This is a genomic window from Aquitalea sp. S1-19 (assembly GCF_024343515.1).
Genome location: NZ_RJTZ01000030.1, coordinates 1 through 25,788 on the forward strand (window position 1 = coordinate 1; position 25,788 = coordinate 25,788).

A 25,788-nucleotide genomic window follows, 5' to 3' on the forward strand; every position below is an offset into this window, starting at 1 on the left:
CGACAAACGGATTAAAAGTCCGCTGCTCTACCAACTGAGCTAACGACCCCCAATAAACGCCGGGGTCTGATTTTTTGGTGGGTCGTGCGGGATTCGAACCTGCGACAAACGGATTAAAAGTCCGCTGCTCTACCAACTGAGCTAACGACCCCCGATAAAATCAGGGTTTCTTTTATGATTTACCGGCTTGCGCCAATGCCTCACAAGAGAGAACGAGACTATACCGACAGCGCGCCGTCCAGTCAACCGCTTTCGGACGAATCAGGCTTTTGGCATTCTCATTCATCTGCCGGAACCGTTGCCCCTTTTGCCTATCCAATGATGTAATGGGGTTTCAGGGGCTTGAAAGTGTTTGCTCTGTAACCCATGTAAGGTAGGCGGCAAGGCCGGTTTCCAGCGGCAGGGCAATGATTTCCGGTACCTCGTACGGGTGCAGTTCGACCAGCCGGCTTTCCAGCTGTGCGTACGCGGCGGCCGTGGTTTTGATCAATAGGGGCACTTCCTCTGCCTCTTCCATCTGGCCCTGCCAGCGGTAGACCGAACGGCAAGGTGGCAGCACATTGGCGCAGGCGGCCAGTTTTTCGCCCACAACGGCACGGGCTATATTCATGGCAATCGCCTCATTCGGCGTATTGCAGACGACAAACAGTATTTTCATCGGTGCTTCCATTTCATGCGCGCTATTTTATTGATTATTCTTGCTTACCCGTTTGTGGAAATTGCGTCCCTGGTTTATATGGCCGACAAGCTGGGTGGCGGTTTTGTTTTATTCTGGGTGTTGTGCAGCGCCCTGATCGGCATCGCCATGCTGCGCAACCAGCGCATCGGTACGTTGCTGACCTTGGGCGCCTTGTTCAACCAGAAGGGTAATGTCTCAGTTTATTCGCTGCTGTGGCCGGTTCGTTACCTGCTGGCAGGGGTGCTGTTTCTGATCCCGGGCGTGATTAGCGATGTGCTGGCTATCATCCTGCTGTTGCCACTCTCCGGCCCGGGGCCCAAGGTGCGCATGCCGGATGGTGCCGCACCTTCCGATGGTGCGATCGAAGGCGAATACACACGGGTAGACGAGACCGTGGATCGCGACCGTCACTTGCACAAATAACCCAGCGCCATCAGCACCTCGTCCGGCGTCAGGCTGGTGCTGATTTCGATAATCTTATGGCGGCTTTTTTCACCGCTTAATAATGTGATATTGCGTTTGGGGCAATCCAGTTGTTTGGCTAGCCAGGCGATAAGCGCGCTATTGGCTTTGCCATCGACCGGTGGTGCGTTCAGGCGTATTTTCAGTGCATCACCATGTTCGCCGGCACACTCGGTTTTCTTGGCGCCGGGCTGGACATGCAGTGTCAGACGCACAGCTTGTGTGTGCTGGCTTAACCAGAGTTTCATCGCTTGCAAGACTTGCGCTCAAAAGGCGTAGTTTAGAGCACATTCCCACAGACCCCCCAAGGAGATTGACTCATGGATATCGGTATCTCGACTGAAGACCGCACCGCCATTGCGCATGGCTTGTCCAAACTGATGGCGGACACCTATACGCTTTATCTGAAGACGCATAATTTCCACTGGAATGTGTCCGGCCCCATGTTCCGCACCCTGCACCTGATGTTCGAAGAGCAGTACAACGAATTGTGGCTGGCGGTAGACCCGATTGCCGAGCGTATTCGCGCACTCGACCACTTCGCGCCTGGCAGCTATGGCCAGTTTGCCGCACTGACGTCCATTGCCGAAGCCGAGGGCGTACCCAAGGCTGAAGACATGATTGTCCAGCTGGTGGCCGGGCACGAGGCGGTATGCCGCACCGCGCGAGCGCTGTTCCCGCTGATCGAACAGTGTGCTGATGAAGCAACAGCCGATCTGGTTACCCAGCGTCTGCAAGTACATGAAAAGACTGCATGGATGTTGCGTAGCCTTCTGGTGCGTTAAACTGGGCGCCATGCCTATTTCCACTTTCTGCGTGCGTGCAGCCGGATGAGTGCCGTTCCGCATTTCACGCCTGCTGTGCGTATTGGCAGCGCAACTTTTATCAAGGTTGCGCTGCTATTGTCGCTCGCCCTTCACTTGATCTTGTTGGCTTGGCCTTCGGTGTCGTTGCAGCCTTTAACTGGCAGTAGTGCCTCCATGTCCGAGCTTAAGGTCAGTCTGCTGCATAAGCCCACACTGGAAAAACCGCCTGAAACCACGCGCGAACTGGCGCAGGCCGATAGCCTCGGTGGTGGCACGGCCGTGCCCGAGTCCCGGATCATGTCGCCTGTCGAGCCCAGGCCCGCGGTCTCGGGTAGCGGGATTGCACCTGAGGGGCGTGCCCAAGCAACAGTCCGGCATGAGCGCCTGACCCTTGATCATTCAAGCTATGCGATTGCCGGAAAGGGTGAATCCCTGCCGAGTGCAGACAGCCTGTTGGCGCAGGCGCGGGAGTTGGCGGCACAGCAGCAGGGCGAGATCGGGATGCGTACTTCTTTTGATGATGCCGCCCCCAAGCGGGGCGTGTTCGGTGTGAGCGCGCGCGGGGTCGAGTGGGCGCGCTATGCTGAGGACTGGCGCCTTAAAATAGAGCGCATCGGCAAGCTGAATTATCCTGACGAGGCTCGCCGCCAGGGCCTGTTCGGCTCTCTCGTACTCAAGGCCGTGCTGGGATCTGATGGGCGCTTGCTTAGCGTCAGTATTTTACGCAGCTCAGGTCAGCCCGTGCTGGACGAGGCTGCGCTGCATATCGTGCGAATGGCCTCACCTTTTGCGCCGTTTCCTCCGGGGCTTGCCGCTAAGTTCGGTTCGCTGGAAATCGCACGCAAATGGAGCTTTAGCTCCGACAATGAACTCTCAACCCGCTGAGTCAAGGATCTCTTATGTATGAAGTAAACCGCTCGTTGGTGCTGCTGAAACCGCGCCAGCCTTTTCTTGACTGGCTGTGTGCCTTGCCCGGCAGCCAGCCGGAAGAGGTCTCGCTGAAAGCTTTACGCGCCAGCGCCAATGCCCTGCTGATCCCGCCTGCCGATGATATGGATATGGTGGCCGGCTTTATGTCCGATCGGCTGAGCATGTTGTTCGAGGCTGAGCTGGCCGATTGGTGCGCTGATGAGACGCTGTGGCCGCAGCAGCGCGATATCACCCTGTTTCAGGCCTGGTTCGATGTTGAAATTCATCCCATCGTGACCGATCTGGTGGATGAGGCGCTGGAGCGCGAAGCTTTTCGCCCGTTTGATCTCTAAATAATAACAGTCGGCAATAAGGGGAAATCATGGCACACACTACGCACATCAAGGTGCGTGGCTATCATCTGGATCTGTATAGCCACGTCAATAACGCCCGTTATCTCGAGTTTCTGGAGGAGGCGCGCTGGAGTTTTTTCGAGGATAAATCGGATCTGCCGCGCTTTATGAAGTCCGGCCTCGCCTTGATTGTGGTCAATATCAATATTGATTATCGCCATGCTGCGACCATCGGTGACGAGCTGGCGATCGAGACTTCGGTTAAGTCATTAGGGAATCGCTCGGCGGTCATGCACCAGCGGGTAGTGCTGCAAGGCAGCGGCAAGCTGGTAGCCGAGGCGGATGTGACCTTTGTCGCTTTCGACAGCCGTCAGGGCAAGGCCGTCGCTATCGATGGAGAATTGCTGGCCTTGCTGCAGGGCTTGCAGGAAGATAAGGCGAGCGTGGCATGAAAAAGTGGCTTGCTGTCGTACTGGTGCTGGTCTTGGCGGGCGCTGTGGCCTGGGTGGCATTCTCCCGCCATGCCGCGCCTGATGTGCGTTATACCACCTTGTTTGGCGAAACCCTGAATCAGGCCGATCTCAAAGGCAAGGTGGTGCTGGTCAACTTCTGGGCAACCAGTTGTCCTGGCTGCATCGAAGAGATGCCGCATATGCAGCAGATGTATAAAGAGTATGCGGCAAAAGGCTTCGAGACCATTGCCGTGGCCATGAGTTACGATCCGCCCAATTATGTTAAAGCCTATGCCGACAAGAATACCTTGCCGTTCAAGGTGGTGATGGATACGGATGGTGCGATTGCCAAGGCGTTCGGCGATGTGGAGCTGACACCGACTACCTTTTTGATCGACCGCGATGGCAATATCGTCAAGCGCTACGTCGGTATCATGAACTTTGATGAAATCAAGCAGCTGATTGTGCAGAGTTTGTAAACCTGATTGCACCACGCAAAAAAGCCCCCGCCTGAGAACAGGCGGGGGCTTTCATTTTGGGAGCGGTGCTTTATTCTTCCAGCTGCTTGCGGGTAAAACGCACGCCCAGTTGCTTCAGCTTGCGGTAGAGGTGGGTGCGCTCCAGACCGACCTTCTGCGCGACCCGGCTCATATTGCCGTTCTCCAGCGCGATATGGTGTTCGAAGTAGCGGCGCTCCAGCTGTTCGCGTAGCTCGCGCAGCGGCAAAGTGAAATCAAAACCGCTTTCTTCCACAGGCTTATCGTGGCGAAACTGGGCCAGCACCTTGTTGACTTCGGGCGCATCGATAGCATCGGTTTCCGCGGTCAATGCCAGGCTTTTGATAATGCCTTTGAGCTGCTCCAGATTGCCCGGCCAGTTATATTGGCGCAGGGCATTCAGTGCGGAAGTGGTCAGCTTGCGTGCCGGAACCTGCTTGGACTCGATCTGCTCGGTCAGCAGCTGCTCGGCGATCAGCATGATATCTTCCGAGTGCTCGCGCAGTGGCGGGATCGGTATGATCACACTGGATAAGGCTGTCAGCAGACGGTTGTCGCATTCGGCATCGACCAGTAACTCTTGTAGTGGGCGGCTGCACGAGCAGACCAGGCGCACATTGAAACGGTCGAGTTTGGACAGGAGAAACAGCAGGCCTTGCTGGATGCGGCGGTTGTACTGGCCGATTTCGGACAGGTAGAGCACGCCGTTATTGGCCTTTTGCAGCAGCTCCAGCGGCGCATCCGCCAGCTGCTCGGGCTTGCCTGGGGTGACCCAGGGCGCGCTGCCGTGATGGAAGAAACGGGCGACCAGTTCGAAGCCGGCTCCCGGTTCCCCGGTCAACAAGACTGGAGATTTGATTTTTGATACGCGCTCAAGCTGGCGGCGCAGTTCATGTATCGGTTCGCTCTTGCCCAGCTTGTCCAGATTGAGCGAGGTATTGGCCTGCATGTCGCCATATTTGAGGGCGCGCTGTACCGTGGACAGCAGCTTTTGTAGTGCTATCGGCTTTTCCAGAAAGTCGAATGCGCCTATGCGTGTGGCCTCGACCGCGGTATCTATGCTGGCATGGCCGGACATCATAATGACCGGCATATTGAGCTGGCCGGATTTGCCCCATTCTTTGAGCAGGGTTACGCCATCACAATCCGGCATCCAGATATCGAGCAGGACCAGCGCGGGACGGGTCTGATTTCTGAGCTGACGCGCTACTTCTGCATTTTCGGCGACGGCCACGGTATATCCTTCGTCCTGCAGGATTTCCGATAGCAATTCGCGGATACCGACCTCATCGTCAACAATCAAAATATCGCTGCTACGCATTAATTCTCCAACAAGGGCAAAGCGATCAGAATGCGGGCGCCACCGGTGTCGGCGTTGGCCAAGGTAATCTGACCATGGTGCTCTTCAATAATCTTTTTGACGACGGCAAGGCCAAGTCCCGTGCCCTTGGTCTTGCTTGTCACATAGGGCTCGAATGCACGAGTCAGAATATCGGCGGCAAAGCCTGAACCATTGTCTTCTATGATGATTCGGGCCTGCCGCTCTTCGTTACGACTGCTAATGTGAATGATTGGCATGCCAACGTCAAGAGTTGCATCTCGCGCATTCAATAGCAGGTTATGCAGAACCTGTCTGAGCAAGGCCTCATCCCCCATGATCTTTAACGGTTTAGCCGCAAGATCCAGGCTGATTGGAGTACTGCCTTCGTACAGGGTCAGTACCGCCCGTACGACCTCGTTCAGATCCAGCGGTACCAGTTTCGTACGCGGGGCGCGGGCATAGTCGCGAAAAGCATCGACCATGCCTTTGAGTGCGGCAACCTGCTTGATGATGGTATCGGTTGCCCGGGCCAAGAGGTCGGCATCCGCCCCCTCCAGCTTGGGAGAGAGCTTCATGGCCATGCGTTCGGCCGACAGCTGGATTGGGGTTAGCGGGTTGCGGATTTCATGCGCCAGCCGCTTGGCAACCTCGCCCCAGGCGGCATCGCGCTGGGCGCGAGCCAGTTCGGTAATGTCATCGAACACGGCGACATAGCCCCCATCGGAGCGTTCGGGCAGGCGTGAAACGCGTACCAGTAAAGTGCGCTTGCCTTGGGTGTGGGTGTATTCGATCTGGCGTTGCCAGTCATTATGCGTGCTGCTGCCCTCGCCATAGATGACATCGATTAGCGGTGTCAGTACAGGGGCCTGGCGTGACCACTCGGGCAGGGCATAGGGGGCCAGTTCGGCAAAGTCCTGTCCCAGAATCCGCCCTGCGCTGCTGTTGGCTGCACGCAGATGGCCTTGCTGATCAAAGGCGATGACCCCGGCTGTCAGGTTGGCCAAAATGCTCTCCAGATAGAGCTTGCTGTTTTGTAACTGGTGACGGCTTTCTTCGGCAGTCTGGCGCGCCTCTTCCAGTTGCTGGGTCATGCGGTTGAACATCGAGGTGAGTATGCCCAGCTCGTCACGCCGGTATACCGGATGGCGTTTGGAAAAGTCGCCCTGTGCCACGGCGCGGGTGCCGGCTGCCAGCTCGGACAGCGGGGCCGACATGCGTTCGGAAAAATACAGGGCGAAGGCCAGCGCCGCGGTGATGGCCAGCAAGAAGACCAGCAGCAGGGTCAGGGTGTAGAAGGTTTTCAGTCCATCCCGCCCCAAAAGCAGCTGACTGTATTCGGTACGCGCATCTTCGATCAGGTCGGCATCGCGGGCAATCGTCGCGGGAGCCGGCTGCAGTATCTGCAGTATCTGTAGCGCACCCGTGTCGTAATTCCGGTAGCTGAGCAGCACTTTCAGCATGATGTTGCCGTCACGGCTGGTCTCTATGCTTTGCAAAGGCTCGCGTAGTTTAAGCGGGCGAATCTGGGCTGCTGATGGCAGTTCGGGCAGGTAGCTTGCGCTGTCCGGCCCGGCAAAACTGATCAGCCGGCCATTGCGGTCAAAAACGGAGACTTCCTGTACGCCCATTTGTTCGCGCAAGCGCGACAAGCGCAAGGAGACGGCATCATCCGGCTGATCGGCAATTTCATTGCTGATGACGCGCGCCTTGCGTGACAGGTCGGACAGGACATAACCCAGCGCATTGCGCCCCAGATCCAGCCCCCTGTCCAGCGCATTTTCTACCCGCACATTGAACCAGCTCTCGATGCTACGGTTCAGGAACTGCGCCGACACGGTAAAAACCAGCATGCCCGGCACCAGCGCGGCGATGGTGAACATCACCACCATTTTCTGCATCAGCTTGGCGCCGAATACCCGGGTCTTGACCCGGCGGCGCAGGCGCAGCACCTGACGTATTACCACGGCAATCAGGCCCACTAGCAGCAGGCTGTTCAGGGCAAAGACCGGCCAGTAATAGCTGGAGAGTGACGAGGTATTGCCGGTGGCAATGGCAAGCAGATACAGCAGAACAATGGCCACGATGGCGATAGCAACGATGGAAGAGCGCATGCGGCTTATTTTCTGTTGAATTTGACGTCTACCCAGTCAGACGCTAGCGTCCAGTCGCGTGAGCCAAAGGCATTGAGCTGAAACGGTCTGGGCAGGGCGCCGATGTCCAGCGTCAGGCGTACGCGTCCGGCCAGACGGCGCGTTTCGCTGTTGTCCCAGTCCGATACATCCAGTACCGTCCAGCTGCTGATATTGCCGACTGCGCGCAAGGCCTCATCCAGTGTGGCATAGTGGGTCGAGAGCGAGCCTATGCTGACACGATAGCGGTTGGTGAAACGGTAATAGCTGAGACGGAAGTCCAGCGTCGCCATCGGTTCGAACCAGTCGCGCAAGGTCGTGTAATAGGCGTAGGTGCGCGGCCGGGTCAAGTCGAACTCCAGCTTGAAGGTCAACGGGACGCCCTGCTGCAGGGCCTCGCTCAAGTCCGGAGGCAAGTCGGTGACAAAGCGGGTGGCAAGTTGCAGCTTGCCCTCGCTGATCTCGGCCTCGGCTTTTTGAGCCCGGATATCGTCAGCCAATACAGGCGCAGCCAGGCTGCAGGCAAGCAGCAGGCCTAGACTAAGTTTTTTCAACCAGTGCGTAATAGAAGCCGTCATGGTCTGGGCAAGGTAGTAGCTGTTCTGCGTTCACCAGGCGGGCGTCGGCGTGGCGGGCGAGAAAGGCCGTCAGTTGCTGGCCATTTTCTTCCGGCATAATCGAGCATGTAGCGTATAGCATTTTGCCGCCACTGGCGAGCAGCGGCCATAGCGCATCCACCAGTTGCTGCTGCTGGGTGGCTAGTTCGGCAAAGTCGCCGGGACGGCGTAGCCATTTGATATCGGGGTGGCGGCGCACCACGCCGGAGGCGGTGCAGGGTACATCGGCCAGAATGCGGTCGAAGGGCTTGCCGTCCCACCAGGTATCGGGTTGGCCTGCATTGCCGGCTATCACTTTGGCCGGCAGTTTGAGGCGTGCGAGGTTGTCGTGCACACGCAGCAAGCGGCTTTCGTCCACATCCAGCGCGGTGACGTCGATGTCGTTCAGCTCAAGCATATGACAAGTCTTGCCGCCAGGAGCGGCACAGGCATCCAGTACCCGCATACCATCAGCCAGATCCAGCATGGGCGCGGCTTGTTGTGCACCAAAATCCTGCACCGAAAATTCACCCTCGGCAAAGCCGGGCAATTCACGCACCGGTACTGGACGAGCCAGGCGGATGGCGTGACTGCCCAGTAAGGTGCCACTCATGCCTGCCTGCTCCAGCTTGGCCATATACTGCCTGGCATCACCCAGCCGGGCATTGATGCGTAGCGTCATGGGCGGGTGGGTGTTGCTGGCCAGTAGTACGGCCTGCCAGTCTTGCGGATAGGCGCGGCGCAGGCTGCGTATCCACCACGCCGGGTGGTTGTAATGCGCTTCTTCATTGCTGGTGCTGCTCTGGCGCAGTTCCTGTTCGCGGCGCTGAAAATTGCGCAATACGCCATTGACCAGGCCCTTGAGGCGGCCACCGGCGATATGGCCGGCATGCTTGACCGCATGGTCGACTACCGCATAAGGCGCGGCGCGGGTATAGGCCAGCTGATAGAGGGCGACCAGCAGCAGGCGCTCCAGCACCGGGTAGGGCAGCGGCTTGGGGACCAGGGTCCGCAGCCAGTAGTTCAACTCGCCCTTGTGGCGTAGCACGCCATAGCTGATGTCCTGAACCGCACCGCGGGTTGATGTGGAAATATCGGCATCGGCGCGTAGCAATCGTACCAGTGCTTCGGTTAGCGTGCGGCCGTTCTCGACCTGTTCGACCACTTGCGCGGCCATTTCCTGCGTGCGATGCATGATGTTCTCTTTAATTTCACCGGCTACAGAAAGGCGGGAGCCGGTGTTGGGGTTTGCCCGTCGCGGTCAGTACCCGCGCGCCATGGCATTCAGTCGTGCGATCCGCTCTTCGGTCAACGGGTGGGTGCGGAACAGATTGTCCATGCCCATGCCGGAGAGCGGATTGATGATCATCATTTGTGCGGTTTCCGGATGTGCTTCGGCCAAGGGTAGCGGAATGCCGCGTGCGACATGTTCTATCTTGGCCAGCGCCGCAGCCAGCGCCAGCGGGTCGCCGGAAATCTCGGCACCGCCCTGATCGGCATCGAACTCGCGCGAGCGCGAAATCGCCATCTGGATCAGGCTGGCGGCTAAGGGCGCCAGCAGGGCGAGTAGCATCGCGGCCAGCGGGTTGACCGCGCGGCCCTCGCTGTTGCGTCCTCCGAAAAACAGCGCAAAGTTGGCCAGTGCTGAAATCGCCCCTGCCATGCTGGCCGAAAGGGTCGAGATCAGCGTATCCCGGTGTCTGACATGCGCCAGTTCATGTGCCATGACGCCGCGCAACTCACGATAGTCGAGAACGCGCATGATGCCGGTGGTGGCCGCCACTGCAGCATGCTCCGGGTCGCGGCCGGTGGCGAAGGCATTGGGCTGGTCTTCGTGGATCACATAAACGCGCGGCATCGGCATTTGGGCGCGAGCGGCAAGCTCGGCCACCATGCCGTAGAACTCGGGTGCACTGTTTGCATCGACTTCTTGCGCGTTATACATGCGCAACACCGCCTGATCCGAATTCCACCAGGCGTAGAAGTTCATTGCGCCGCCCAGCATGAGCGCCAGCAGCATGCCGCTCTTGCCGCCCAAAAGCGCACCGATCATGCCGAACAAGGCGATGATGGCGGCCATCAGCAAGGTGGTTTTCAGCCAGTTTTCCGTCATGTGTCGCCCCTCAGGCGCCAAGTTGCACGCCGACAAGGTTGCGCCCGGCGGCAAACTCGCGTGCGGGCAGGCGCTTGCCGCCTGCCGCCTGCAGCGTGGTCAGTACCACCAGTCCTTCCGTGCTGCCGACAATAATGCCGTCGGCAGATACCTCGACGACGAGGCCGGGTGTCGCCGTGCCGGTCATGGCGTGGGCCATCCACAGCTTGAGTGGCTCGCCCTGCAGCAGGGTATGGGCACCCGGTGCCGGGTTGTAAGCGCGAATGGCGCGGGCGATGGTGTTTGCATCCTGTTGCCAGTTGACGCGGGCTTCTTCCTTATTAAGCTTCTGGGCGTAGCTCACGCCTTCTTCCGGCTGTACGACAGCCGTGAGCCCGGGCAGCGTGGCCAGCGTTTCGACAATGGCACGCGCACCCAGTGCCGACAGTTTGTCGTGCAGGCTGATCGCTGTTTCCTCGTGGCTGATGCTCAAGGGATAGATGGAAAGCATGGCACCGGTATCCAGCCCTGCGTCCATCTGCATGATGGTGATGCCGGTTTCGCCATCATTCGCCAGAATGGCGCGCTGGATAGGCGCAGCACCACGCCAGCGCGGCAGCAGCGAAGCGTGGATATTCAGGCAGCCAAGTGCCGGTATATCAAGCACGGCTTGTGGCAGGATCAGGCCGTAGGCGGCCACCACCATTAATTCGGCACCGATGTCGCGCAACATCTGTTGCGCTTCTTCGTTTTTCAGGCTGGACGGCTGCTCGACGCGCAGACCATGTGAGAGCGCCAGTTGCTTGACCGGGCTGGGCTTGAGCTTCATGCCGCGTCCGGCCGGCCGGTCGGGCTGGGTCAGTACCAGGGCAATCTCGTGGCCGGCGGCAATCAGGGCATCCAGCGCCGCCGCGGCAAACTCGGGTGTACCGGCGAAAATCAGCTTCATGACTCAAGTCCTTTAAATGACAAGGGACACGGCATGGCGTGTCCCGTGGGGCGTATGCACCGGCCCGTTTACATATTGTGTTTGTCGCGTTTTTTCAGCTTGGTCAGAATACGACCCTGCTTGAGCTTGGACAGGTATTCGACAAAGACTTTGCCATCCAGATGGTCTATTTCGTGCTGGATGCAGATAGCCAGCAAACCGTCGGCGTCCAGTTCAAAGGCTTGGCCATTGCTGTCCAGCGCGCGCACTTTGACCCGCTCGGCGCGTGTGACCTTGTCGTAAATTCCGGGAACAGACAGACAGCCCTCTTCATAGACGGTTTCACCGTGATACTCGATGATTTCCGGATTGATAAAGGCGGTCAGGCCACTTTTGTCTTCGCTGGTATCGATCACCACGATACGCTGGTGTATATCGACTTGTGTGGCGGCCAGACCGATGCCACGGCAGGCATACATGGTCTCGGCCATATCGTCGATCAGGGTCTTGATCGTGCGGTCTACCGATTTGACCGGCTGTGCCACCGTATGCAGACGCTCGTCCGGGTATTGCAAAATAGTGAGAAGTGCCATGGCTAACTAATTCCAGATTGTCTGATGCTTATTGCGCGCACAATAATAAGGGTATTATCCCGTTTGCAAAATAATTACACGACGCGCCCGCTGATAGGCGCCGGTGCCGTTTATATGGGGGCATTATCCATGTTTCAACGCATTATACCGCTACTCCTGGGTTTGAGCTTTGCCGGCATGGTGCAGGCCGATACGCTCAAGCTGCGCGATGACGCGCCTGCGCGCTATGTGGTCAAGCGTGGTGACACCTTGTGGGCTATTTCCGGGCGCTATCTGTCCAGCCCGTGGCGCTGGCCGCAGTTGTGGCAAATGAACCGCAGTGAAATACGTGATCCGCACTGGATTTACCCGGGCGATGTGCTGGTACTGGACAGGGAAACGGGTAAATTGCGCCTGGAAAAGGGGCAGCGTGTGGTGAAATTGTCACCTCAGATACGGGTGGAAGACTCGGATGCTATCCGCTCGATCCCGGCGGCACGCATTGCTGCCTTGCTCAAGCGCCCGCTGGTAGTGGAGCAGGCCGAGTTTACTGCAGCACCACGCATTATTGCCGGCGCTGACGACAGGGTAGTGTTGGCGCAAGGCAACACCGCCTATTCGCAGCCACTGGACAGTGCCGGTGTATGGCAGGCATTTCGTGCCGGCAAGGAGCTGAAGGATCCGGACAGCAAGGAAAGCTTGGGCTTCGAAGTGATTTATGGCGGTGATCTGGCGGTGACTGATCTTGGGACGACGGTCAGTACCTTGCAGGTGAAAAGCAGTGTCGAAGAAATTGCCATTGGTGACCGTCTGATCAGGTACCAGACAGTGCCGGTGCTTAATTATGTGCCGCATGAAGCTCCGGCTACCATGGGCGGCAAGGTGGTCTCGATTTACGGTGGTGTCGCCGATGCCGCGCAATACTCCAGTGTCGTGATCAATCGGGGCGCACGTGATGGCGCCGAGGTGGGGTATGTGTTTGGCGTCTATAAGAAGCCGCGCAGCGTGAAGGTCGACGGCAAGGAAGTGACTTTGCCTGCGCCTGAAATTTCACAGCTGTTTGTTTACCGCGTATTCGACAAGGTGTCCTACGGTTTGTTGCTGGACACGACCCAGGCCGTCAATGTCGGCGATACGCTGGGCCAGCCTGAATGAGTGAGGCACTGGCAGACTGGGCGGCGCTGGCGTTGACACCGGGCATAGGCCCGTCCAGTTTTTTGCGCCTGCTTGCCTGCTTCGGCAGTGCCTCGATCGCGGTGCGTGAAAGCCGCAGCTCACTCGCGGTCTGTCTGGATGCCAGGCAGCTGGATAGCTGGTTTTCCGGTGAAGGGCAGCGCGCAGCCGATGCGGCGCTGGCATGGGCGCAGGGGGCCGGCTGCAGCTTGCTGACCCTGAATGATGACGACTATCCGACGCGGCTGGCCGAGTCAGACTCACCGCCGCCTTTATTGTTTGCCCGTGGCCGGCGCGAACTCTTGGCGCAGGACATGCTGGCCATCGTTGGCAGCCGCAGGGCGACGCCGCAAGGGCTGCAGACGGCCAGGCTGTTTGCGCAAAAATTGGGCGAGCAGGGCTATACCATCGTCAGCGGCCTGGCATCCGGCATCGATGCGGCCGCGCATGAAGGCGCGCTGGCGACGCCCGCGTCCAGCATTGCCGTAATTGGCACCGGCATAGACCGTGTCTATCCATCATCCAATCGCGCCCTGGCGCATCGCCTGGCCGAGCATGGCCTGATTCTGTCCGAGTTTGCGCTGGGTACCGGGCCGCTGGCGGGGCATTTCCCGCAGCGCAACCGCATCCTTGCCGGCCTGGCACGTGGCTGTCTGGTGGTGGAGGCGACGCTGGACTCCGGTTCGCTGATCACTGCGCGCCTGTCGCTGGAGTCCGGGCGTGAAGTGATGGCCGTACCCGGTTCCATCCTGAGTCCTCAGTCGCGTGGCTGCCACCGTCTGATCAAGCAGGGCGCAAGGCTGGTAGAAACCGTAGACGATATTCTGGAGGAGGTCGGCACGGCGATGCCTGCCGATACTCAGGTGCCGGAGCCTGCCGCCGAGCCGGATGTTGCCTCGGCGGACGATCCTGCGATTGAGGCTTTATTGGCGGAAATGGGCTATGACGCGGTAGCGTTGGATACCTTGCTTGCCCGTCTTAGGTTGACGGCAGAGGCGATTTACCCGATGCTTCTCGAGCTTGAAATACAGGGTAGGGTCGCCAGCCTGCCTGGTGGCTGTTACCAGCGCCTGCGCTGACTCTGCCTCTCTCGAAAGCCCTTGATGTTTGATGTTCTGACTTTTCTTTTTGAGCAATACGATGACCCTGCATCCCGTCCCGAACGGGAGCATTTGACGCGCCAGCTGGAAGCCGCCGGCTTCGAGGACGATGAAATCGTCGATGCACTCGACTGGCTGGAGGGGATGAACCCCGAACCGTTTATGGGTGTCAATGCTGGCTCCGGTCTGCGCTTTTATAGCGAAGACGAGCAGGAGCGACTGAGCGTAGAAGTGCGTGGATTTATCCAGTTTCTCGAAGACAACCAGGCTTTGACGCCGGCGCAGCGTGAGTTGGTGATAGACCGCTTGCTGGCGCTGGATGCAGATGATGTAAACCCGGTGGTGACAAGGCTGGTGGCTTTGCTGGTGTTGTGGAGCCAGCAGGCCGAGCTGCCGGTATTAATGGGGGAAGAACTGCTGGCTGCCGTGCATGGCGATCCGACCATGCAGTAAGTGCTTAGTTGAGCCGCCATGCAAGGTTTTTGCCATGGGCAACTTGCGGGTGGCGGCTTGATGGGCTTACCATCGCCCCCCGCTTGGCATGGCCAGCGATGTGATTCAAGAGCGCAGGCATAACGGGTGCTCTTGTTTTGTTTGATGGATACCGGATGTGTTCGCCCGCATAAAGACGGGTAAAGAAAGCCGATTCTGACATGCCTTCTAGCCTCTTGATCGTCGAGTCGCCATCCAAGGCGAAGACGCTGAAAAAATATCTGGGCGGGGACTTCGAAGTCCTCGCCTCCTACGGCCATGTGCGAGACCTGGTGCCCAAGAATGGCGCGGTCGACCCGGAAAAGGGTTTCGCGATGAAGTATCAGCTCATCGCGCGCAACAGCAAGCATGTGGACGCCATCGTCGCCGCGGTGCGCGAGGCCGATAATATCTATCTGGCCACTGACCCGGACCGCGAAGGCGAGGCGATTTCCTGGCATCTGGTCGAGATTCTGGCCGGTAAAAAGCTGCTCAAGGGCAAGACCGTGCAGCGCGTGGTGTTCCATGAAATTACCAAGAATGCGGTGCTGGATGCGATTGCCCACCCGCGTGAAATTGCACAGGATCTGGTCGATGCGCAGCAGGCGCGTCGTGCGCTGGACTATCTGGTTGGCTTCAATCTGTCGCCTCTTCTGTGGAAAAAAATCCGTCGCGGTCTGAGTGCCGGCCGGGTGCAAAGCCCGGCGCTGCGCCTGATTTGCGAACGCGAGAACGAGATCAAGGCATTTACCGAACAGGAGTACTGGTCGGTACATCTGGATAGCCACAAGGGGCGCACCAAATTCGGTGCCAAGCTGTCGCAGCTGGACGGGGCGCGTCTGGATCAGTTTGCCATGCCTAGCGATGCGGCCCAAGCCGAGGTGCTGGCGCGTCTGGTCGACCAACCGGCCGTGGTGTCGGCGATCGAGAAGAAAAAGAAGACGCGTAATCCGGCTGCACCGTTTACCACTTCGACGCTGCAGCAGGAGGCCGTGCGCAAGCTGGGTATGACCACCGACCGCGCCATGCGTACCGCACAGCAGTTGTATGAAGGTGTGGATAGCGGGCAGGGCACAACCGGTCTGATTACCTATATGCGTACCGACTCGGTGGCGCTGGCAGCCGAGGCTGTGACCGAAATCCGCCACTATATCGAGCACAAGTTCGAGGGCGAGTTTCTGCCCAAGAATCCGGTGACGTTCAAAAACAAGGCGAAAAATGCGCAGGAAGCGCACGAAGCCATCCGGCCGACATCGATTTACCGCTCGCCCGAGGCACTCAAGCCCTTCCTGACGACCGACCAGTTCAAGTTGTACGACATGATCTGGAAGCGCACGCTGGCGTGCCAGATGGCACCGGCCAAGTTTGATACCACCAGTGTCGATATCCAGGTCGGACCCGGTATCTTCCGCGCCAGCGGCCAGGTCCAGGTGTTTGCCGGCTTCCTCGCCGTGTACGAGGAGGATGTGGACGATGCCGAAGACGAAGACAATGCCAAGTTGCCTGTGTTGGCCGAGGGCGATGTGCTGCCGGTAGACAAGCTCTACGGCGAGCAGCATTTTACCCAGCCGCCGCCGCGCTTCTCCGAAGCCAGCCTGGTGAAGGCGCTGGAAGAGTTCGGTATTGGCCGCCCGTCGACCTACGCCAGCATTATTTCTACGCTGAAGGATCGTGAGTATGTGGTGCTGGACAAGAAGCGCTTCATGCCGACCGATACTGGCGAGATCGTCAACAAGTTCCTGACCGAGCATTTCAGCCAGTACGTCGACTACAACTTCACGGCCAAGCTGGAAAACCAGCTGGATGAAATTGCCAGCGGTGACCGGCAGTGGGTGCCGGTCATGGACACCTTCTGGAAGGGTTTCCACAAGCAACTGGTGGAAAAAGAAGGCATTTCGCGCGAATCCATTACCACCGAAGCACTGGATGAGGCCTGTCCAAAGTGCGGCAAGCCGCTGAATATCCGCTTCGGCAAGCGCGGTCGGTTTATTGGTTGTACCGGCTATCCCGAGTGCGACTACACTCGCGATCTGCATGAGAGTGCCGAGGATGCCGCCGAGCCGGAAGCTCCGGAAATCATTGAAGGCCGGGTCTGCCCCAAGGATGGTGGTCAACTGGTGGTGAAAAAGGGGCGTTACGGCAAGTTTATCGGCTGTGCCAACTACCCGAAGTGCAAGCACATCGAGCCGCTGGAAAAGCCTAAGGAAACGGGTGTCGAGTGCCCTGAGTGCAAACAGGGCCAGCTGATCGAGCGCAAGAGCCGTTACGGCAAGCTGTTTTATTCGTGCAATCGCTATCCGGACTGCAAGTACGCGACCTGGAATCCGCCGGTTGCCGAACCTTGCCCCAAGTGCAACTGGCCTATCCTGACCATCAAGGTCACCAAGCGTCGTGGTACCGAGAAGGTGTGTCCGCAGAAGGAGTGCGGTTACGCCGAGCAGATTGCGCCGCCGGAAGCTAAGGCCGAGCCGGTCGAGTCTGCTGAATAAATAGGTAGATCTTTCGCCGTAAAAATGCCGCCTAGTGCGGCATTTTTTGCGTCGGCCAGCCATTTGATGCGTACGGAATCCGTATTCGCCCGAATTCATTCAGAACACGGATGAATAAGCACCTATATTGGCAACACGGGAGTCGTTATCCCGTTTTAAAGAGCCGGATTCATTCCGGCCATTACGGTACCTTAGACGGACCGGAATGCCTTAGGGCTAAAAACGCCGCCGAGTCTGGCGGCGTTTTTCATTGAGTGTTCATGGTATCTTGTGATCGGAGTCCAGCATGCTTATGGGCAGCCGTTTTTTCCTGACCGGATCGGCCGTATTGACCCTGATGTTTTTTTTGTCCGGGGCTTGGGTCATGTTACCGATACCTTTTTTTATTATGCTGTTCGGTATTTACTGGGCAGAACAGGAGCAGATTAACGAACTCGACAGCATGACGATCGCGATGCTGGTGCCGGCACCGGTACACGACATGTTGCTGCCCGAGCAGTTTGCCGGGCGCCAGTTGCTGTTTTATCAGGCTGGCAGCCCGGTTTATCGTGAGTTATGGGCCGGGAAAGTCTGCTGGGTATTGGTTGGTGCGCAGAAGGCCGGTGATGAGGTTCCGGCCTTCGATCATATCCTGGTCTTTCCCGGCTTTATCTACCGGCGCGTCTAGCTTGTCAGAGCCAAGCGCAGTTGTGCGGCAAGATCCGGCATTGTCCGGGTCTTGCCCGCGCGCTGGGTTGTCGCCCAGATGGGCGCGGGGAAGTGGGCATCGTCGCTAAAGCGCGGGATGACATGCCAGTGCAGATGCGGCACGACATTGCCCAGACTTGCCAGATTGATCTTGTCCGGTTGCATGACGACTCTGAGTGCCCGCTCGCAGCGCAGCACCCAGTCCAGCAGGTAGCGGCTGTCTGCGACATCCAGATCGCTCATTTCCTTGACGTGCTCCTTCCAGATGACCCGGCAAAATCCGGGATAGTGCGGGTCATCCACCAGGATGATGTACAGTTTTTCATCCTGATACAGGATATCAAGCCCGCTTGGGGTGCATAGTTCACATTGCATAGTCTTTGCTCCGTCGCTTTTGTGCTTGAATTGTACGCATGCCAACGGCGCAGGGGCGAGCTTTGCTATACTCTTTCCGGCTTGCGGATGCGTTCTCTCTATTCCAATGAGTTTTTGCACCGTATCAAGATTGAGGTGAAGCTTGTGAGTCTGTTGAACAATATTGCTGTGATTGCGTTGCTGATAGTGGTCAGCGCATTTTTTTCCATCTCCGAAATTTCCCTTGCTGCCTCGCGCAAAATGCGCCTGACAGTCATGGCCGATGAGGGTAATGCCAATGCCGAGCGCGTGTTGCGCCTGCAGGAGCAGCCTGGCCATTTCTTTACCGTGGTGCAGATCGGCCTGAACGCTGTTGCCATTCTGGGCGGTATTCTGGGCGAGGCTGCCTTTACGCCGACTTTTACCATGCTGTTCCGTCTGTTTTCTAGCGGAGCATGGGTAGAGACCGTGAGTTTTCTCTGTTCTTTTGCCTTGGTGACCTCGCTGTTTATTCTGCTGGCGGATCTGGTGCCCAAGCGTATCGGTATGAGTTCGCCGGAGCGTGTCGCAGTGCGCGTGGTGCGTCCCATGTTGTTCTGCGTAAAAGTCCTGTTGCCGCTGGTATGGGCATTTAACGGACTGGCTAATGCTATTTTCCGTCTGCTGGGTCTGCCGCTGATACGCAAGGATGTGATTACCTCGGCCGATATTTTTGCTGTGGTAGATGCCGGTGCTGAAGCCGGTGTGCTGCACAAGAACGAGCATCAGGTCATCGAAAATATTTTCGAACTGGAAAATCGCGCAGTGCCTTCGTCGATGACGCAGCGCGAGAGCATTGTGTTTTTCAAGCTGGATGAATCGGAAGACAGCATCAAGCAGAAGATTGCCGAGCAGCCGCATTCCAAATTCCTGGTGTGCGATAGCTCGATAGACAGCGTGATCGGTTACGCCGAATCCAAGGAAATTCTGCGTCGCCTGATTTCCGGCAGCAAGATGTCGCTGAAAGAGGCGGGCATGATCAAGAATGTGCTGATGATTCCCGATACCCTGTCCTTGTCCGAGGTGCTGGAGCGTTTCAAGAGTACGCGTGAAGATTTTGCGGTCATCTTTAATGAGTACGCGCTGGTCGTTGGCGTCATTACGCTGAATGACGTGATGAGTACGGTGATGGGCGATCTGGTCGGGCAGAATATTGAAGAGCAGATCATCAAGCGCGATGACAGTTCATGGCTGGTGGATGGCATGACGCCGGTTGAAGATGTACTGCGTGCATTATCTATCGACCATCTGCCTGGCGATGAAAACTATGAAACCGTGGCCGGATTTTTGATGTATATGCTGCGCAAAATTCCGAAGCGCACCGACTGCGTGGTATGGGAGGGTTACAAGTTCGAGGTGGTCGACATCGACAACCACAAGATCGACCAGATCCTGGTTACGCGTCAGGCCGATACTGCACCGCTTACCGAAGCTTCTATTTAATACCCAGCCAACAATTGTTTGGCTTGGCTCAATAAAAACATTACTAGGTTCTGATATTTTTTATGCATGATTAGCCTCGGAGTGTTTTGATGAGCACCAATCCTCCCCGCCGTACGCGGGCGACCTATTACGAGGGCGTGCCCGACTATATGACCGAGGTGTATGACTGGGCTTACGTCAATCCGGTCAAAGCCGGTCTGTTAGACCGCAATATCGTGGTCAGCACTTTATTGTTCATGAATGACCAGCGCCTGATGCGCCGTTATCTCGAGCGTATCCGTCCGGGCTCGCGTGTGTGGCAGGTGGCGCATGTCTATGGCGATCTGGTGCAGCGTGCTGCCGACAAGGTGGGGCCAGACGGCCATTTCACGCTGACCGATATTACGCCGGTACAGATCGAGCACAGTCTTGCCAAGCTGGCTGACCGGCCGCAGGCCGAAGTAATCCGTGCCGATGCCTCGACCTGGCAAGGCGATGCGCCGTTCGATCTGGTGTGCAGCTTCTTTCTATTGCACGAGGTCCCGGAAGCGCTTAAGACGGCCATCGTCGACAATATGCTGAGTCAGGTGGCAGTGGATGGCGAACTGGTGTTTGTCGATTACCACGGGCCGAAAGCCTGGCAGCCGATAGGCTGGCTGTTGAAGTATGTAAACCGTTGGCTGGAGCCGTTTGCCGAAGCCTTGTGGCATAAGGAAATCAGTGCCTACGCCACGCGCAAGGATGAGTTTGTGTGGGAGAAGGAAACCATTTTTGGCGGCGTATATCAGGTTGTGCGCGTCAAACGCCGTTAAGCGACCGATTCATGGAAAAAGGCTGACCTTGTGTCAGCCTTTTTTGTGTCGGTAAGTGGCGATTATTTTTCGACGAAAGCGCGCTCGATGGCGTAATGGCCGGGCTCACCCATGCGCGGACTTTCGACATAACCCATGCCGTCAAGGATATGGCACAGATCGTCCAGCATCATCGGGCTACCGCAGATCAGCACGCGGTCGTTTTCCGGACACATCTGGGGCAGGCCGATGTCGGCAGCGAGCTTGCCTGAGGTGATCAAATCGGTCAGCCGGCCCTGATTGCGGAATGGCTCGCGGGTGACGGTCGGGTAGTAAATCAGCTTCTCGCGCACCATTTCGCCGAAATACTCGTTGTTTGGCAGCTCTTCGGTGATGAACTGCTCATAGGCCAGTTCGTTTTTGTAGCGCACGCCATGGGTGAGAATCACCTTGTCGTAGCGCTCATAGACATCCGGGTCTTGGATAATGGACATGAAAGGCGCAAGGCCGGTGCCGGTGGAGAGCAGATACAGATTCTTGCCCGGCAGCAGATTGTCTTGCACCAGCGTGCCGGTCGGCTTGCGGCTGACGAGAACGGTATCGCCTTCTTTCAGGTGTTGCAGACGCGAGGTCAGCGGACCGTCCTGCACCTTGATGCTGAAGAATTCCAGATCTTCGGTGTAGTTGGCGCTGGCAATAGAGTAGGCGCGCATCAGCGGCTTGCTGTTCACTTCCAGCCCTATCATTACGAACTGGCCATTGATGAAACGCAGACTTTCGTCGCGGGTACAGGTGAACGAGAACAGGGTGTCGTTCCAGTGGCGGACGCTGAGTACGCGCTCCGCGGTCATATTTGCGGGAATAGCCATGGGCTTAAAGCTTTCTGTTTGAGTCTGTTTACTTTGCAGTTGCCCTGCCGGTATCCGGCACGAGTCATGCATCTTGTATTCTTGCCGAACTCATCACGCATCCGGTCTTGCCATCCATATACCAGCAGACAAAACGCATCTTAGATGCCAGTGCTCGGGGAAAGAACGATTTGTTTTCGCTGAATTTATTCTTTTTTATTCTTTAGCCCGCGGTTCGATATTCCCGTCAGGAATGAACTTCGCCTCGCATAGGATTATGCTCCCGGGGGCCCCAGATGGCCACCCTAGGGCGGCCATCCGGTTTACAGCAAGACGCGCTCTACGCCGCCGTTGCGGGCATTGTCGACGTAGTCCTTCATCCAGTTATCGCCCAGCACATGCTTGGCAATTTCGACCACGATATAGTCGGCCTCTGTACCGGTATCCGGGCTGTAACGACTCAAGCCCTGCAGGCAGGACGGGCAGGAGGTGAGAATCTTCACCGGCTTGTCGCTTGCGCCTAGTGCCGAGAGACCCTTGTTGATTTCCTCTTCCTTGCGGAAACGTACCTGGGTGGCGATGTCGGGGCGCGCCGCGGCAAAGGTGCCGGACTCGCCACAGCAGCGGTCGTTCAGCGCCACGCCTCCACCCATCAGCTCATTGACCACCTTGATCGGCTGGTAGGCTTTCATCGGCGTATGGCAGGGGTCGTGGTACATATACTTCTGCCCGGCTACGCCTTCCAGCTTCACCCCTTTTTCCATCAGGTATTCGTGGATGTCGATGATGCGGCAGCCGGGGAAGATGTCCTCGAAGCGGTACTTGGCCAGCTGGTCGTAGCAGGTGCCGCAGCTGACCACCACGGTCTTGATATCGAGGTAGTTAAGCGTATTGGCCATGCGGTGGAACAGCACGCGGTTCTCGGTAGTGATCTGCTCGCCCTTGTCGGCAAAGCCGGAGGCGGTTTGCGGGTAGCCGCAGCACAGATAGCCCGGCGGCAGCACGGTCTGGGTGCCGACATGCCACAGCATGGCCTGGGTGGCGAGACCGACCTGGCTGAACAGGCGCTCCGAACCGCAACCGGGGAAGTAGAACACCGCTTCGGCGTCTTCGGCGACCTTGGGGTTGCGGATCACCGGCACCACATTGGCGTCCTCTACATCCAGCAGCGCGCGCGCGGTTTTCTTGGGCAGGCCGCCCGGCATCGGCTTATTGATGAAATGGATCACCTGCGCCTTGATCGGGGCGGTGCCGACGGTGGCGGCCGGCTGGGTCTGTTTTTTGCTGGTGAGGCCCACGCGCCGGCCCAGTTCGAAGCCCAGACGCTGTGCCTTATAGGCGATGCCGGTCAGGCCTACACGCATCGCCTTGATGGTGGCCGGGTCTTTGGCGGTCAGGAAGGCCATGCCGACAGCGGTGCCGGGGTTGAACTTCTTGTTGCCGGTTTTCCTGAGGAAATTGCGCATGGCGACCGAGACATCGCCAAAATCGATATTGACCGGGCAAGGCTTGACGCAGCGGTGGCACACCGTGCAATGGTCGGCCACATCGGACAGCTCCTCGAAGTGCTTGAGCGAGACGCCGCGCCGTGTCTGTTCCTCGTACAGGAAAGCCTCGGTCAACAGGCCGACGCCAAGGATCTTGTTGCGCGGGCTGTACAAGAGGTTGGCACGCGGCACATGGGTCGAGCACACCGGCTTGCATTTGCCGCAGCGCAGGCAGTCCTTGACCATGTCCGAGATTTCACCGATTTCGGATGCTTCCAGAATCAGCGACTCCGCGCCCAAGAGTTCGAATGACGGCGTGTACGCCATGGCGAGGTCGGCGCCGGGCAATAGCTTGCCGCGGTTGAAGTGGCCGTTGGGATCGACGCGCGCCTTGTAGTCGCGGAAGGGCTGGATCTCGGCTTCGGTCAGGAACTCGAGCTTGGTGATGCCGATGCCGTGTTCGCCCGAGATCACGCCGTTCAGGCTGCGCGCCAGCGCCATGATGCGTGCCACCGCCTTATGTGCGGTTTGCAGCATATCGTAGTCATCGGAGTTGACCGGCAAGTTGGTATGCACATTGCCGTCACCTGCGTGCATATGCAGCGCGACGAATACGCGGCCGCGCAGCACCTTTTGCTGCTGGGTGCGCAAGGCATCGAGTATGCCGCTATAGGACTTGCCGGAGAACAGGGTCTCGAACTCGGTCAACAGCTCGTTCTTCCAGCTGACGCGCAGCGCGAAGTCGCGCATGGCGGTAAATACGGTTTGCGGCTGCTCGGTCGTGTTTTCCAGCGGTGCCTTGGGCCAGCGCTGGATATAGTCGGTAAAAGGCGCATCCATATTGTCCAGCAGCCATTGCCAGCGGTCGCGGGTAATCGCCAATAGCGACAGGGCGGCGGCGCGCCGGTCGCCGATAATCTCGTCGCTGGCCATGTCTATGCCCTGCTTGTCCAGCGGCAGCGGGCCATGGAACCATTCGCGCAGGGTGTCGATCAGGCGCAGCTTGTTGGCGATAGACAGCTCGATATTGATGCGTTCAATGCCGTCGGAGTAGTCGCCAAGGCGGTCCAGCGGAATCACCACGTCTTCGTTGATCTTGAAGGCATTGGTGTGGCGGGCGATGGCGGCGGTACGCGAGCGGTCCAGCCAAAATTTCTTGCGCGCCTCGGGCGTCACCGCGATAAAGCCTTCGCCGGTGCGGGCATTGGCAAAGCGCACCACGGCACTGGCGGCTTCGGCAACGGCGTTTTCGTCATCCGATACCAGGTCGGCAATCAGTACCATCTTGGGCCGGCCGCGCCCCTTGGCCTTGGTGGCGTAGTCGACCGCACGCACATAGCGCCAGTCCAGGTGTTCGAGCCCGGCCAGATGCACGCCTGCGCGCAGGCCGGCACCCGCCGGCTTGAAGTAGTCGGTAATCTCGACAATAGCCGGCGTGGCTTGGGCGACGGTGCCGAAAAACTCCAGACAGACGGTGCGCGTATGCGCCGGCATCTTGTGCAGCACGAAGCGCGCGCTGGTGATAATGCCGTCGCAGCCTTCTTTTTGCACGCCGGGCAGGCCGGCGAGGAATTTGTCGGTGACATCCTTGCCCAGACCCACCTTGCGGAAAGCCGAACCCGGTATCACCAGCTCCTCGCTGGAGACAACCGTCTGCATATCGTCCTTGAGGCGGCTGACGCGGAAGGTGGCGCTGTCAATATCGTGGATCTTGCCGTAGTTGTGGGCTAGTCGCTCGACGAACATCCAGTTTCCGTCCGGATCCACCATGCGCCAGGAGGCGAGGTTGTCCAGCGTCGTACCCCACAGCACCGCCTTTTTGCCGCCGGCATTCATTGCCACATTGCCGCCTATGCACGAGGCCTCGGCCGAGGTCGGGTCGACGGCGAAGACCAGGCCGGCAGCCGAGGCGGCTTCCGACACGCGTGCGGTGACCACCCCAGCGCCGCATTGTATGGTGGCGCGTTGGCCTTCCAGACCCGGCAAGCCGATGTATTCCACGCCTCGATGCTGATCCAGCTTCTCGGTATTGATCACCGCCGAGCGCCGGTCCAGCGGCACTGCGCCGCCGGTGTAGCCGGTGCCGCCGCCGCGCGGGATCAGGGTCAGCCCCAGTGCGATACAGGCGCGCACCAAGGGGGCGATCTCGGCCTCGCTATCCGGGCACAGCACCACAAACGGATATTCGACGCGCCAATCGGTGGCATCGGTTACATGCGATACCCGGGCCAGACCGTCGAACAGGATATTGTCGCGCCGGGTGTGCTTGCCCAGCGCCTTGAGGGCGCGGGCGCGCAGTTCGCGGGTTTCGCTGAACTGCGCTTCGAAGGTATTTACGGCGGCATGGGCCGCAGCAATCATGCGGCCGACAGTGTCATTGCCGTCGCGCCGGTTCTCGATTTCGCGCAGTCGGTGGCGCATGGCTTCGGTCAGGGCTGACAAGCGCTTGGGGTTGTCCAGCAGGTCATCGACCAGATAAGGGTTGCGGTCCACCACCCAGATATCGCCCAGCACTTCAAACAGCATGCGTGCCGAGCGGCCGGTACGGCGCTCGCCGCGCAAGGTATTCAGACTGTCCCACATCGGTTCGCCCAGCAGGCGGATTACGATTTCGCGGTCGGAATAGGAGGTGTAGTTGTACGGAATTTCACGGATGCGCGGATGGGCGGGGGCGTTCATCGAGGCTACCAGCGAGGAAGGAAAATAATGCTCTTATTCTATCCTAGATGTTGCGTTGCGAAAAACGGTGATGATGATAGGGGAATGGGGAATAGGGATCGGGGAACCGGGATCTGCGGCGTTGACGCGAGCGTGCTTGGCCGAAACACTGAAATCCGAGTCCCGAGTCCCGAGTCCCGAGTCCCGAGTCCCGAGTCCCGAGTCCCGAGTCCCGAGTCCCGAGTCCCGAGTCCCGAGTCCCGAGTCCCGAGTCCCGAGTCCCGAGTCCCGAGTCCCGAGTCCCGAGTCCCGAGTCCCGAGTCCCGAGTCCCGAGTCCCGAGTCCCGAGTCCCGAGTCCCGAGTCCCGAGTCCCGAGTCCCGAGTCCCGAGTCCCGAGTCCCGAGTCCCGAGTCCCGAGTCCCGAGTCCCGAGTCCCGACCGAGTCCCGAGTCCCGAGTCCCGAGTCCCGAGT

At 58.4% G+C, this 25,788-nt stretch carries 25 protein-coding genes and 1 tRNA gene; 13 read left to right on the forward strand and 13 right to left on the reverse strand.

The window, feature by feature from the left end; translation table 11 throughout:
- Positions 1–75: 75 nt before the first annotated feature.
- Together EGI20_RS06585 and cutA are read right to left on the reverse strand one after the other, a co-directional pair.
- A tRNA-Lys gene (locus tag EGI20_RS06585) sits at positions 76–151 on the reverse strand.
- Between the two features lie 183 nt (positions 152–334).
- A complete protein-coding gene (gene cutA, locus EGI20_RS06590) occupies positions 335–658 on the reverse strand; it encodes a divalent-cation tolerance protein CutA (protein WP_124736208.1) in 324 nt (107 codons plus the stop codon).
- Positions 659–673: 15 nt separating this feature from the next.
- Here cutA and EGI20_RS06595 point away from each other — a divergent pair, with 15 nt between their 5' ends.
- Positions 674–1,102: an FxsA family protein gene (locus EGI20_RS06595; RefSeq protein ID WP_124736207.1), complete on the forward strand. Its 429-nt coding sequence runs from the start codon at positions 674–676 to the stop codon at positions 1,100–1,102.
- On the opposite strand, the gene EGI20_RS06600 is transcribed toward EGI20_RS06595, so the two are convergent.
- On the reverse strand, positions 1,087–1,389 hold the full coding sequence (locus EGI20_RS06600) for a DUF167 domain-containing protein (RefSeq protein ID WP_124736206.1): 303 nt from the start codon (positions 1,387–1,389) through the stop codon (positions 1,087–1,089). The two genes, EGI20_RS06595 and EGI20_RS06600, sit on opposite strands and share 16 nt — an antisense overlap.
- Before the next feature lie 72 nt (positions 1,390–1,461).
- On the opposite strand from EGI20_RS06600, the gene EGI20_RS06605 reads away from it, so the two are divergent.
- The 5 genes from EGI20_RS06605 to EGI20_RS06625 all read left to right on the forward strand — a co-directional run bounded on the left by EGI20_RS06605 (position 1,462) and on the right by EGI20_RS06625 (position 4,140).
- The gene (locus EGI20_RS06605) at positions 1,462–1,926 is read left to right on the forward strand and encodes a Dps family protein (RefSeq protein WP_124736205.1); all 465 of its coding nucleotides are present in this window, start codon (positions 1,462–1,464) and stop codon (positions 1,924–1,926) included.
- A 195-nt stretch (positions 1,927–2,121) separates the two neighbouring features.
- On the forward strand, positions 2,122–2,832 hold the full coding sequence (locus tag EGI20_RS06610) for an energy transducer TonB (RefSeq protein ID WP_498630674.1): 711 nt from the start codon (positions 2,122–2,124) through the stop codon (positions 2,830–2,832).
- A 14-nt stretch (positions 2,833–2,846) separates the two neighbouring features.
- Positions 2,847–3,209 carry a VacJ gene (locus tag EGI20_RS06615; RefSeq protein WP_498630676.1) on the forward strand — a complete coding sequence of 121 codons (363 nt, stop codon included), beginning with the start codon at positions 2,847–2,849 and terminating at the stop codon, positions 3,207–3,209.
- A gap of 29 nt (positions 3,210–3,238) precedes the next feature.
- Positions 3,239–3,661 carry an acyl-CoA thioesterase gene (locus EGI20_RS06620; RefSeq protein ID WP_498630678.1) on the forward strand — a complete coding sequence of 141 codons (423 nt, stop codon included), beginning with the start codon at positions 3,239–3,241 and terminating at the stop codon, positions 3,659–3,661.
- On the forward strand, positions 3,658–4,140 hold the full coding sequence (locus EGI20_RS06625; RefSeq protein ID WP_498630680.1) for a peroxiredoxin family protein: 483 nt from the start codon (positions 3,658–3,660) through the stop codon (positions 4,138–4,140). The genes EGI20_RS06620 and EGI20_RS06625 overlap by 4 nt, the downstream gene beginning before the upstream one ends.
- 70 nt (positions 4,141–4,210) lie before the next feature.
- On the opposite strand, the gene EGI20_RS06630 is transcribed toward EGI20_RS06625, so the two are convergent.
- The 7 genes from EGI20_RS06630 to def all read right to left on the reverse strand — a co-directional run bounded on the left by EGI20_RS06630 (position 4,211) and on the right by def (position 11,817).
- Positions 4,211–5,479, reverse strand: a complete 1,269-nt coding sequence (locus EGI20_RS06630; RefSeq protein ID WP_124736200.1) for a sigma-54-dependent transcriptional regulator — start codon at positions 5,477–5,479, stop codon at positions 4,211–4,213.
- Positions 5,479–7,590 carry a sensor histidine kinase gene (locus tag EGI20_RS06635; protein WP_498630683.1) on the reverse strand — a complete coding sequence of 704 codons (2,112 nt, stop codon included), beginning with the start codon at positions 7,588–7,590 and terminating at the stop codon, positions 5,479–5,481. Before EGI20_RS06635 ends, EGI20_RS06630 begins: the two co-directional genes overlap by 1 nt.
- A 5-nt stretch (positions 7,591–7,595) precedes the next feature.
- A complete protein-coding gene (locus EGI20_RS06640; RefSeq protein WP_498630684.1) occupies positions 7,596–8,186 on the reverse strand; it encodes a DUF4390 domain-containing protein in 591 nt (196 codons plus the stop codon).
- Entirely contained in the window at positions 8,149–9,399 is a 1,251-nt protein-coding gene (gene rsmB / locus EGI20_RS06645; RefSeq protein ID WP_498630686.1) for a 16S rRNA (cytosine(967)-C(5))-methyltransferase RsmB, read from the reverse strand. The genes EGI20_RS06640 and rsmB overlap by 38 nt, the downstream gene beginning before the upstream one ends.
- A gap of 66 nt (positions 9,400–9,465) precedes the next feature.
- The gene (gene htpX, locus EGI20_RS06650) at positions 9,466–10,317 is read right to left on the reverse strand and encodes a zinc metalloprotease HtpX (RefSeq protein WP_498630688.1); all 852 of its coding nucleotides are present in this window, start codon (positions 10,315–10,317) and stop codon (positions 9,466–9,468) included.
- Between the two features lie 10 nt (positions 10,318–10,327).
- Positions 10,328–11,245, reverse strand: a complete 918-nt coding sequence (fmt, locus tag EGI20_RS06655; RefSeq protein WP_498630690.1) for a methionyl-tRNA formyltransferase — start codon at positions 11,243–11,245, stop codon at positions 10,328–10,330.
- Between the two features lie 68 nt (positions 11,246–11,313).
- The gene (gene def / locus EGI20_RS06660) at positions 11,314–11,817 is read right to left on the reverse strand and encodes a peptide deformylase (RefSeq protein WP_498630692.1); all 504 of its coding nucleotides are present in this window, start codon (positions 11,815–11,817) and stop codon (positions 11,314–11,316) included.
- Positions 11,818–11,946: 129 nt separating this feature from the next.
- Here def and EGI20_RS06665 point away from each other — a divergent pair, with 129 nt between their 5' ends.
- From EGI20_RS06665 to EGI20_RS06685, 5 genes are all read left to right on the forward strand, one after another.
- Positions 11,947–12,951, forward strand: coding sequence for a LysM peptidoglycan-binding domain-containing protein (locus EGI20_RS06665; RefSeq protein ID WP_498630693.1), 1,005 nt, complete (start codon positions 11,947–11,949; stop codon positions 12,949–12,951).
- A complete protein-coding gene (gene dprA, locus EGI20_RS06670) occupies positions 12,948–14,048 on the forward strand; it encodes a DNA-processing protein DprA (RefSeq protein WP_498630695.1) in 1,101 nt (366 codons plus the stop codon). Before EGI20_RS06665 ends, dprA begins: the two co-directional genes overlap by 4 nt.
- Before the next feature lie 24 nt (positions 14,049–14,072).
- Positions 14,073–14,522, forward strand: coding sequence for a Smg family protein (locus tag EGI20_RS06675; RefSeq protein WP_124736191.1), 450 nt, complete (start codon positions 14,073–14,075; stop codon positions 14,520–14,522).
- Between the two features lie 200 nt (positions 14,523–14,722).
- Entirely contained in the window at positions 14,723–17,029 is a 2,307-nt protein-coding gene (topA, locus tag EGI20_RS06680; RefSeq protein ID WP_498630697.1) for a type I DNA topoisomerase, read from the forward strand.
- Positions 17,030–17,393: 364 nt separating this feature from the next.
- Positions 17,394–17,696, forward strand: a complete 303-nt coding sequence (locus tag EGI20_RS06685) for a hypothetical protein (RefSeq protein ID WP_124736189.1) — start codon at positions 17,394–17,396, stop codon at positions 17,694–17,696.
- On the opposite strand, the gene EGI20_RS06690 is transcribed toward EGI20_RS06685, so the two are convergent.
- Entirely contained in the window at positions 17,693–18,091 is a 399-nt protein-coding gene (locus EGI20_RS06690) for an HIT family protein (RefSeq protein ID WP_498630699.1), read from the reverse strand. The two genes, EGI20_RS06685 and EGI20_RS06690, sit on opposite strands and share 4 nt — an antisense overlap.
- A 144-nt stretch (positions 18,092–18,235) precedes the next feature.
- Here EGI20_RS06690 and paeA point away from each other — a divergent pair, with 144 nt between their 5' ends.
- On the forward strand, positions 18,236–19,552 hold the full coding sequence (gene paeA, locus EGI20_RS06695) for a polyamine export protein PaeA (protein WP_498630701.1): 1,317 nt from the start codon (positions 18,236–18,238) through the stop codon (positions 19,550–19,552).
- An 89-nt stretch (positions 19,553–19,641) separates the two neighbouring features.
- Entirely contained in the window at positions 19,642–20,343 is a 702-nt protein-coding gene (rquA, locus tag EGI20_RS06700) for a rhodoquinone biosynthesis methyltransferase RquA (RefSeq protein WP_498630703.1), read from the forward strand.
- Positions 20,344–20,405: 62 nt separating this feature from the next.
- On the opposite strand, the gene EGI20_RS06705 is transcribed toward rquA, so the two are convergent.
- Together EGI20_RS06705 and EGI20_RS06710 are read right to left on the reverse strand one after the other, a co-directional pair.
- A complete protein-coding gene (locus EGI20_RS06705; RefSeq protein WP_498630705.1) occupies positions 20,406–21,191 on the reverse strand; it encodes a ferredoxin--NADP reductase in 786 nt (261 codons plus the stop codon).
- A 302-nt stretch (positions 21,192–21,493) separates the two neighbouring features.
- A complete protein-coding gene (locus EGI20_RS06710; RefSeq protein ID WP_498630707.1) occupies positions 21,494–25,336 on the reverse strand; it encodes a DUF3683 domain-containing protein in 3,843 nt (1,280 codons plus the stop codon).
- Between the last annotated feature and the right edge of the window lie 452 nt (positions 25,337–25,788).

Excerpts from the sequence above, each read along its gene's own strand:
- cutA (WP_124736208.1), bottom strand. The coding sequence starts at position 658 with ATGAAAATACTGTTTGTCGTCTGCAATACGCCGAATGAGGCGATTGCC.
- EGI20_RS06595 (WP_124736207.1), top strand. The coding sequence starts at position 674 with ATGCGCGCTATTTTATTGATTATTCTTGCTTACCCGTTTGTGGAAATT.
- EGI20_RS06600 (WP_124736206.1), bottom strand. The coding sequence starts at position 1,389 with ATGAAACTCTGGTTAAGCCAGCACACACAAGCTGTGCGTCTGACACTG.
- EGI20_RS06605 (WP_124736205.1), top strand. The coding sequence starts at position 1,462 with ATGGATATCGGTATCTCGACTGAAGACCGCACCGCCATTGCGCATGGC.
- EGI20_RS06610 (WP_498630674.1), top strand. The coding sequence starts at position 2,122 with ATGTCCGAGCTTAAGGTCAGTCTGCTGCATAAGCCCACACTGGAAAAA.
- EGI20_RS06615 (WP_498630676.1), top strand. The coding sequence starts at position 2,847 with ATGTATGAAGTAAACCGCTCGTTGGTGCTGCTGAAACCGCGCCAGCCT.
- EGI20_RS06620 (WP_498630678.1), top strand. The coding sequence starts at position 3,239 with ATGGCACACACTACGCACATCAAGGTGCGTGGCTATCATCTGGATCTG.
- EGI20_RS06625 (WP_498630680.1), top strand. The coding sequence starts at position 3,658 with ATGAAAAAGTGGCTTGCTGTCGTACTGGTGCTGGTCTTGGCGGGCGCT.
- EGI20_RS06630 (WP_124736200.1), bottom strand. The coding sequence starts at position 5,479 with ATGCGTAGCAGCGATATTTTGATTGTTGACGATGAGGTCGGTATCCGC.
- EGI20_RS06635 (WP_498630683.1), bottom strand. The coding sequence starts at position 7,590 with ATGCGCTCTTCCATCGTTGCTATCGCCATCGTGGCCATTGTTCTGCTG.
- EGI20_RS06640 (WP_498630684.1), bottom strand. The coding sequence starts at position 8,186 with ATGACGGCTTCTATTACGCACTGGTTGAAAAAACTTAGTCTAGGCCTG.
- rsmB (WP_498630686.1), bottom strand. The coding sequence starts at position 9,399 with ATGCATCGCACGCAGGAAATGGCCGCGCAAGTGGTCGAACAGGTCGAG.
- htpX (WP_498630688.1), bottom strand. The coding sequence starts at position 10,317 with ATGACGGAAAACTGGCTGAAAACCACCTTGCTGATGGCCGCCATCATC.
- fmt (WP_498630690.1), bottom strand. The coding sequence starts at position 11,245 with ATGAAGCTGATTTTCGCCGGTACACCCGAGTTTGCCGCGGCGGCGCTG.
- def (WP_498630692.1), bottom strand. The coding sequence starts at position 11,817 with ATGGCACTTCTCACTATTTTGCAATACCCGGACGAGCGTCTGCATACG.
- EGI20_RS06665 (WP_498630693.1), top strand. The coding sequence starts at position 11,947 with ATGTTTCAACGCATTATACCGCTACTCCTGGGTTTGAGCTTTGCCGGC.
- dprA (WP_498630695.1), top strand. The coding sequence starts at position 12,948 with ATGAGTGAGGCACTGGCAGACTGGGCGGCGCTGGCGTTGACACCGGGC.
- EGI20_RS06675 (WP_124736191.1), top strand. The coding sequence starts at position 14,073 with ATGTTTGATGTTCTGACTTTTCTTTTTGAGCAATACGATGACCCTGCA.
- topA (WP_498630697.1), top strand. The coding sequence starts at position 14,723 with ATGCCTTCTAGCCTCTTGATCGTCGAGTCGCCATCCAAGGCGAAGACG.
- EGI20_RS06685 (WP_124736189.1), top strand. The coding sequence starts at position 17,394 with ATGTTACCGATACCTTTTTTTATTATGCTGTTCGGTATTTACTGGGCA.
- EGI20_RS06690 (WP_498630699.1), bottom strand. The coding sequence starts at position 18,091 with ATGCAATGTGAACTATGCACCCCAAGCGGGCTTGATATCCTGTATCAG.
- rquA (WP_498630703.1), top strand. The coding sequence starts at position 19,642 with ATGAGCACCAATCCTCCCCGCCGTACGCGGGCGACCTATTACGAGGGC.
- EGI20_RS06705 (WP_498630705.1), bottom strand. The coding sequence starts at position 21,191 with ATGGCTATTCCCGCAAATATGACCGCGGAGCGCGTACTCAGCGTCCGC.
- EGI20_RS06710 (WP_498630707.1), bottom strand. The coding sequence starts at position 25,336 with ATGAACGCCCCCGCCCATCCGCGCATCCGTGAAATTCCGTACAACTAC.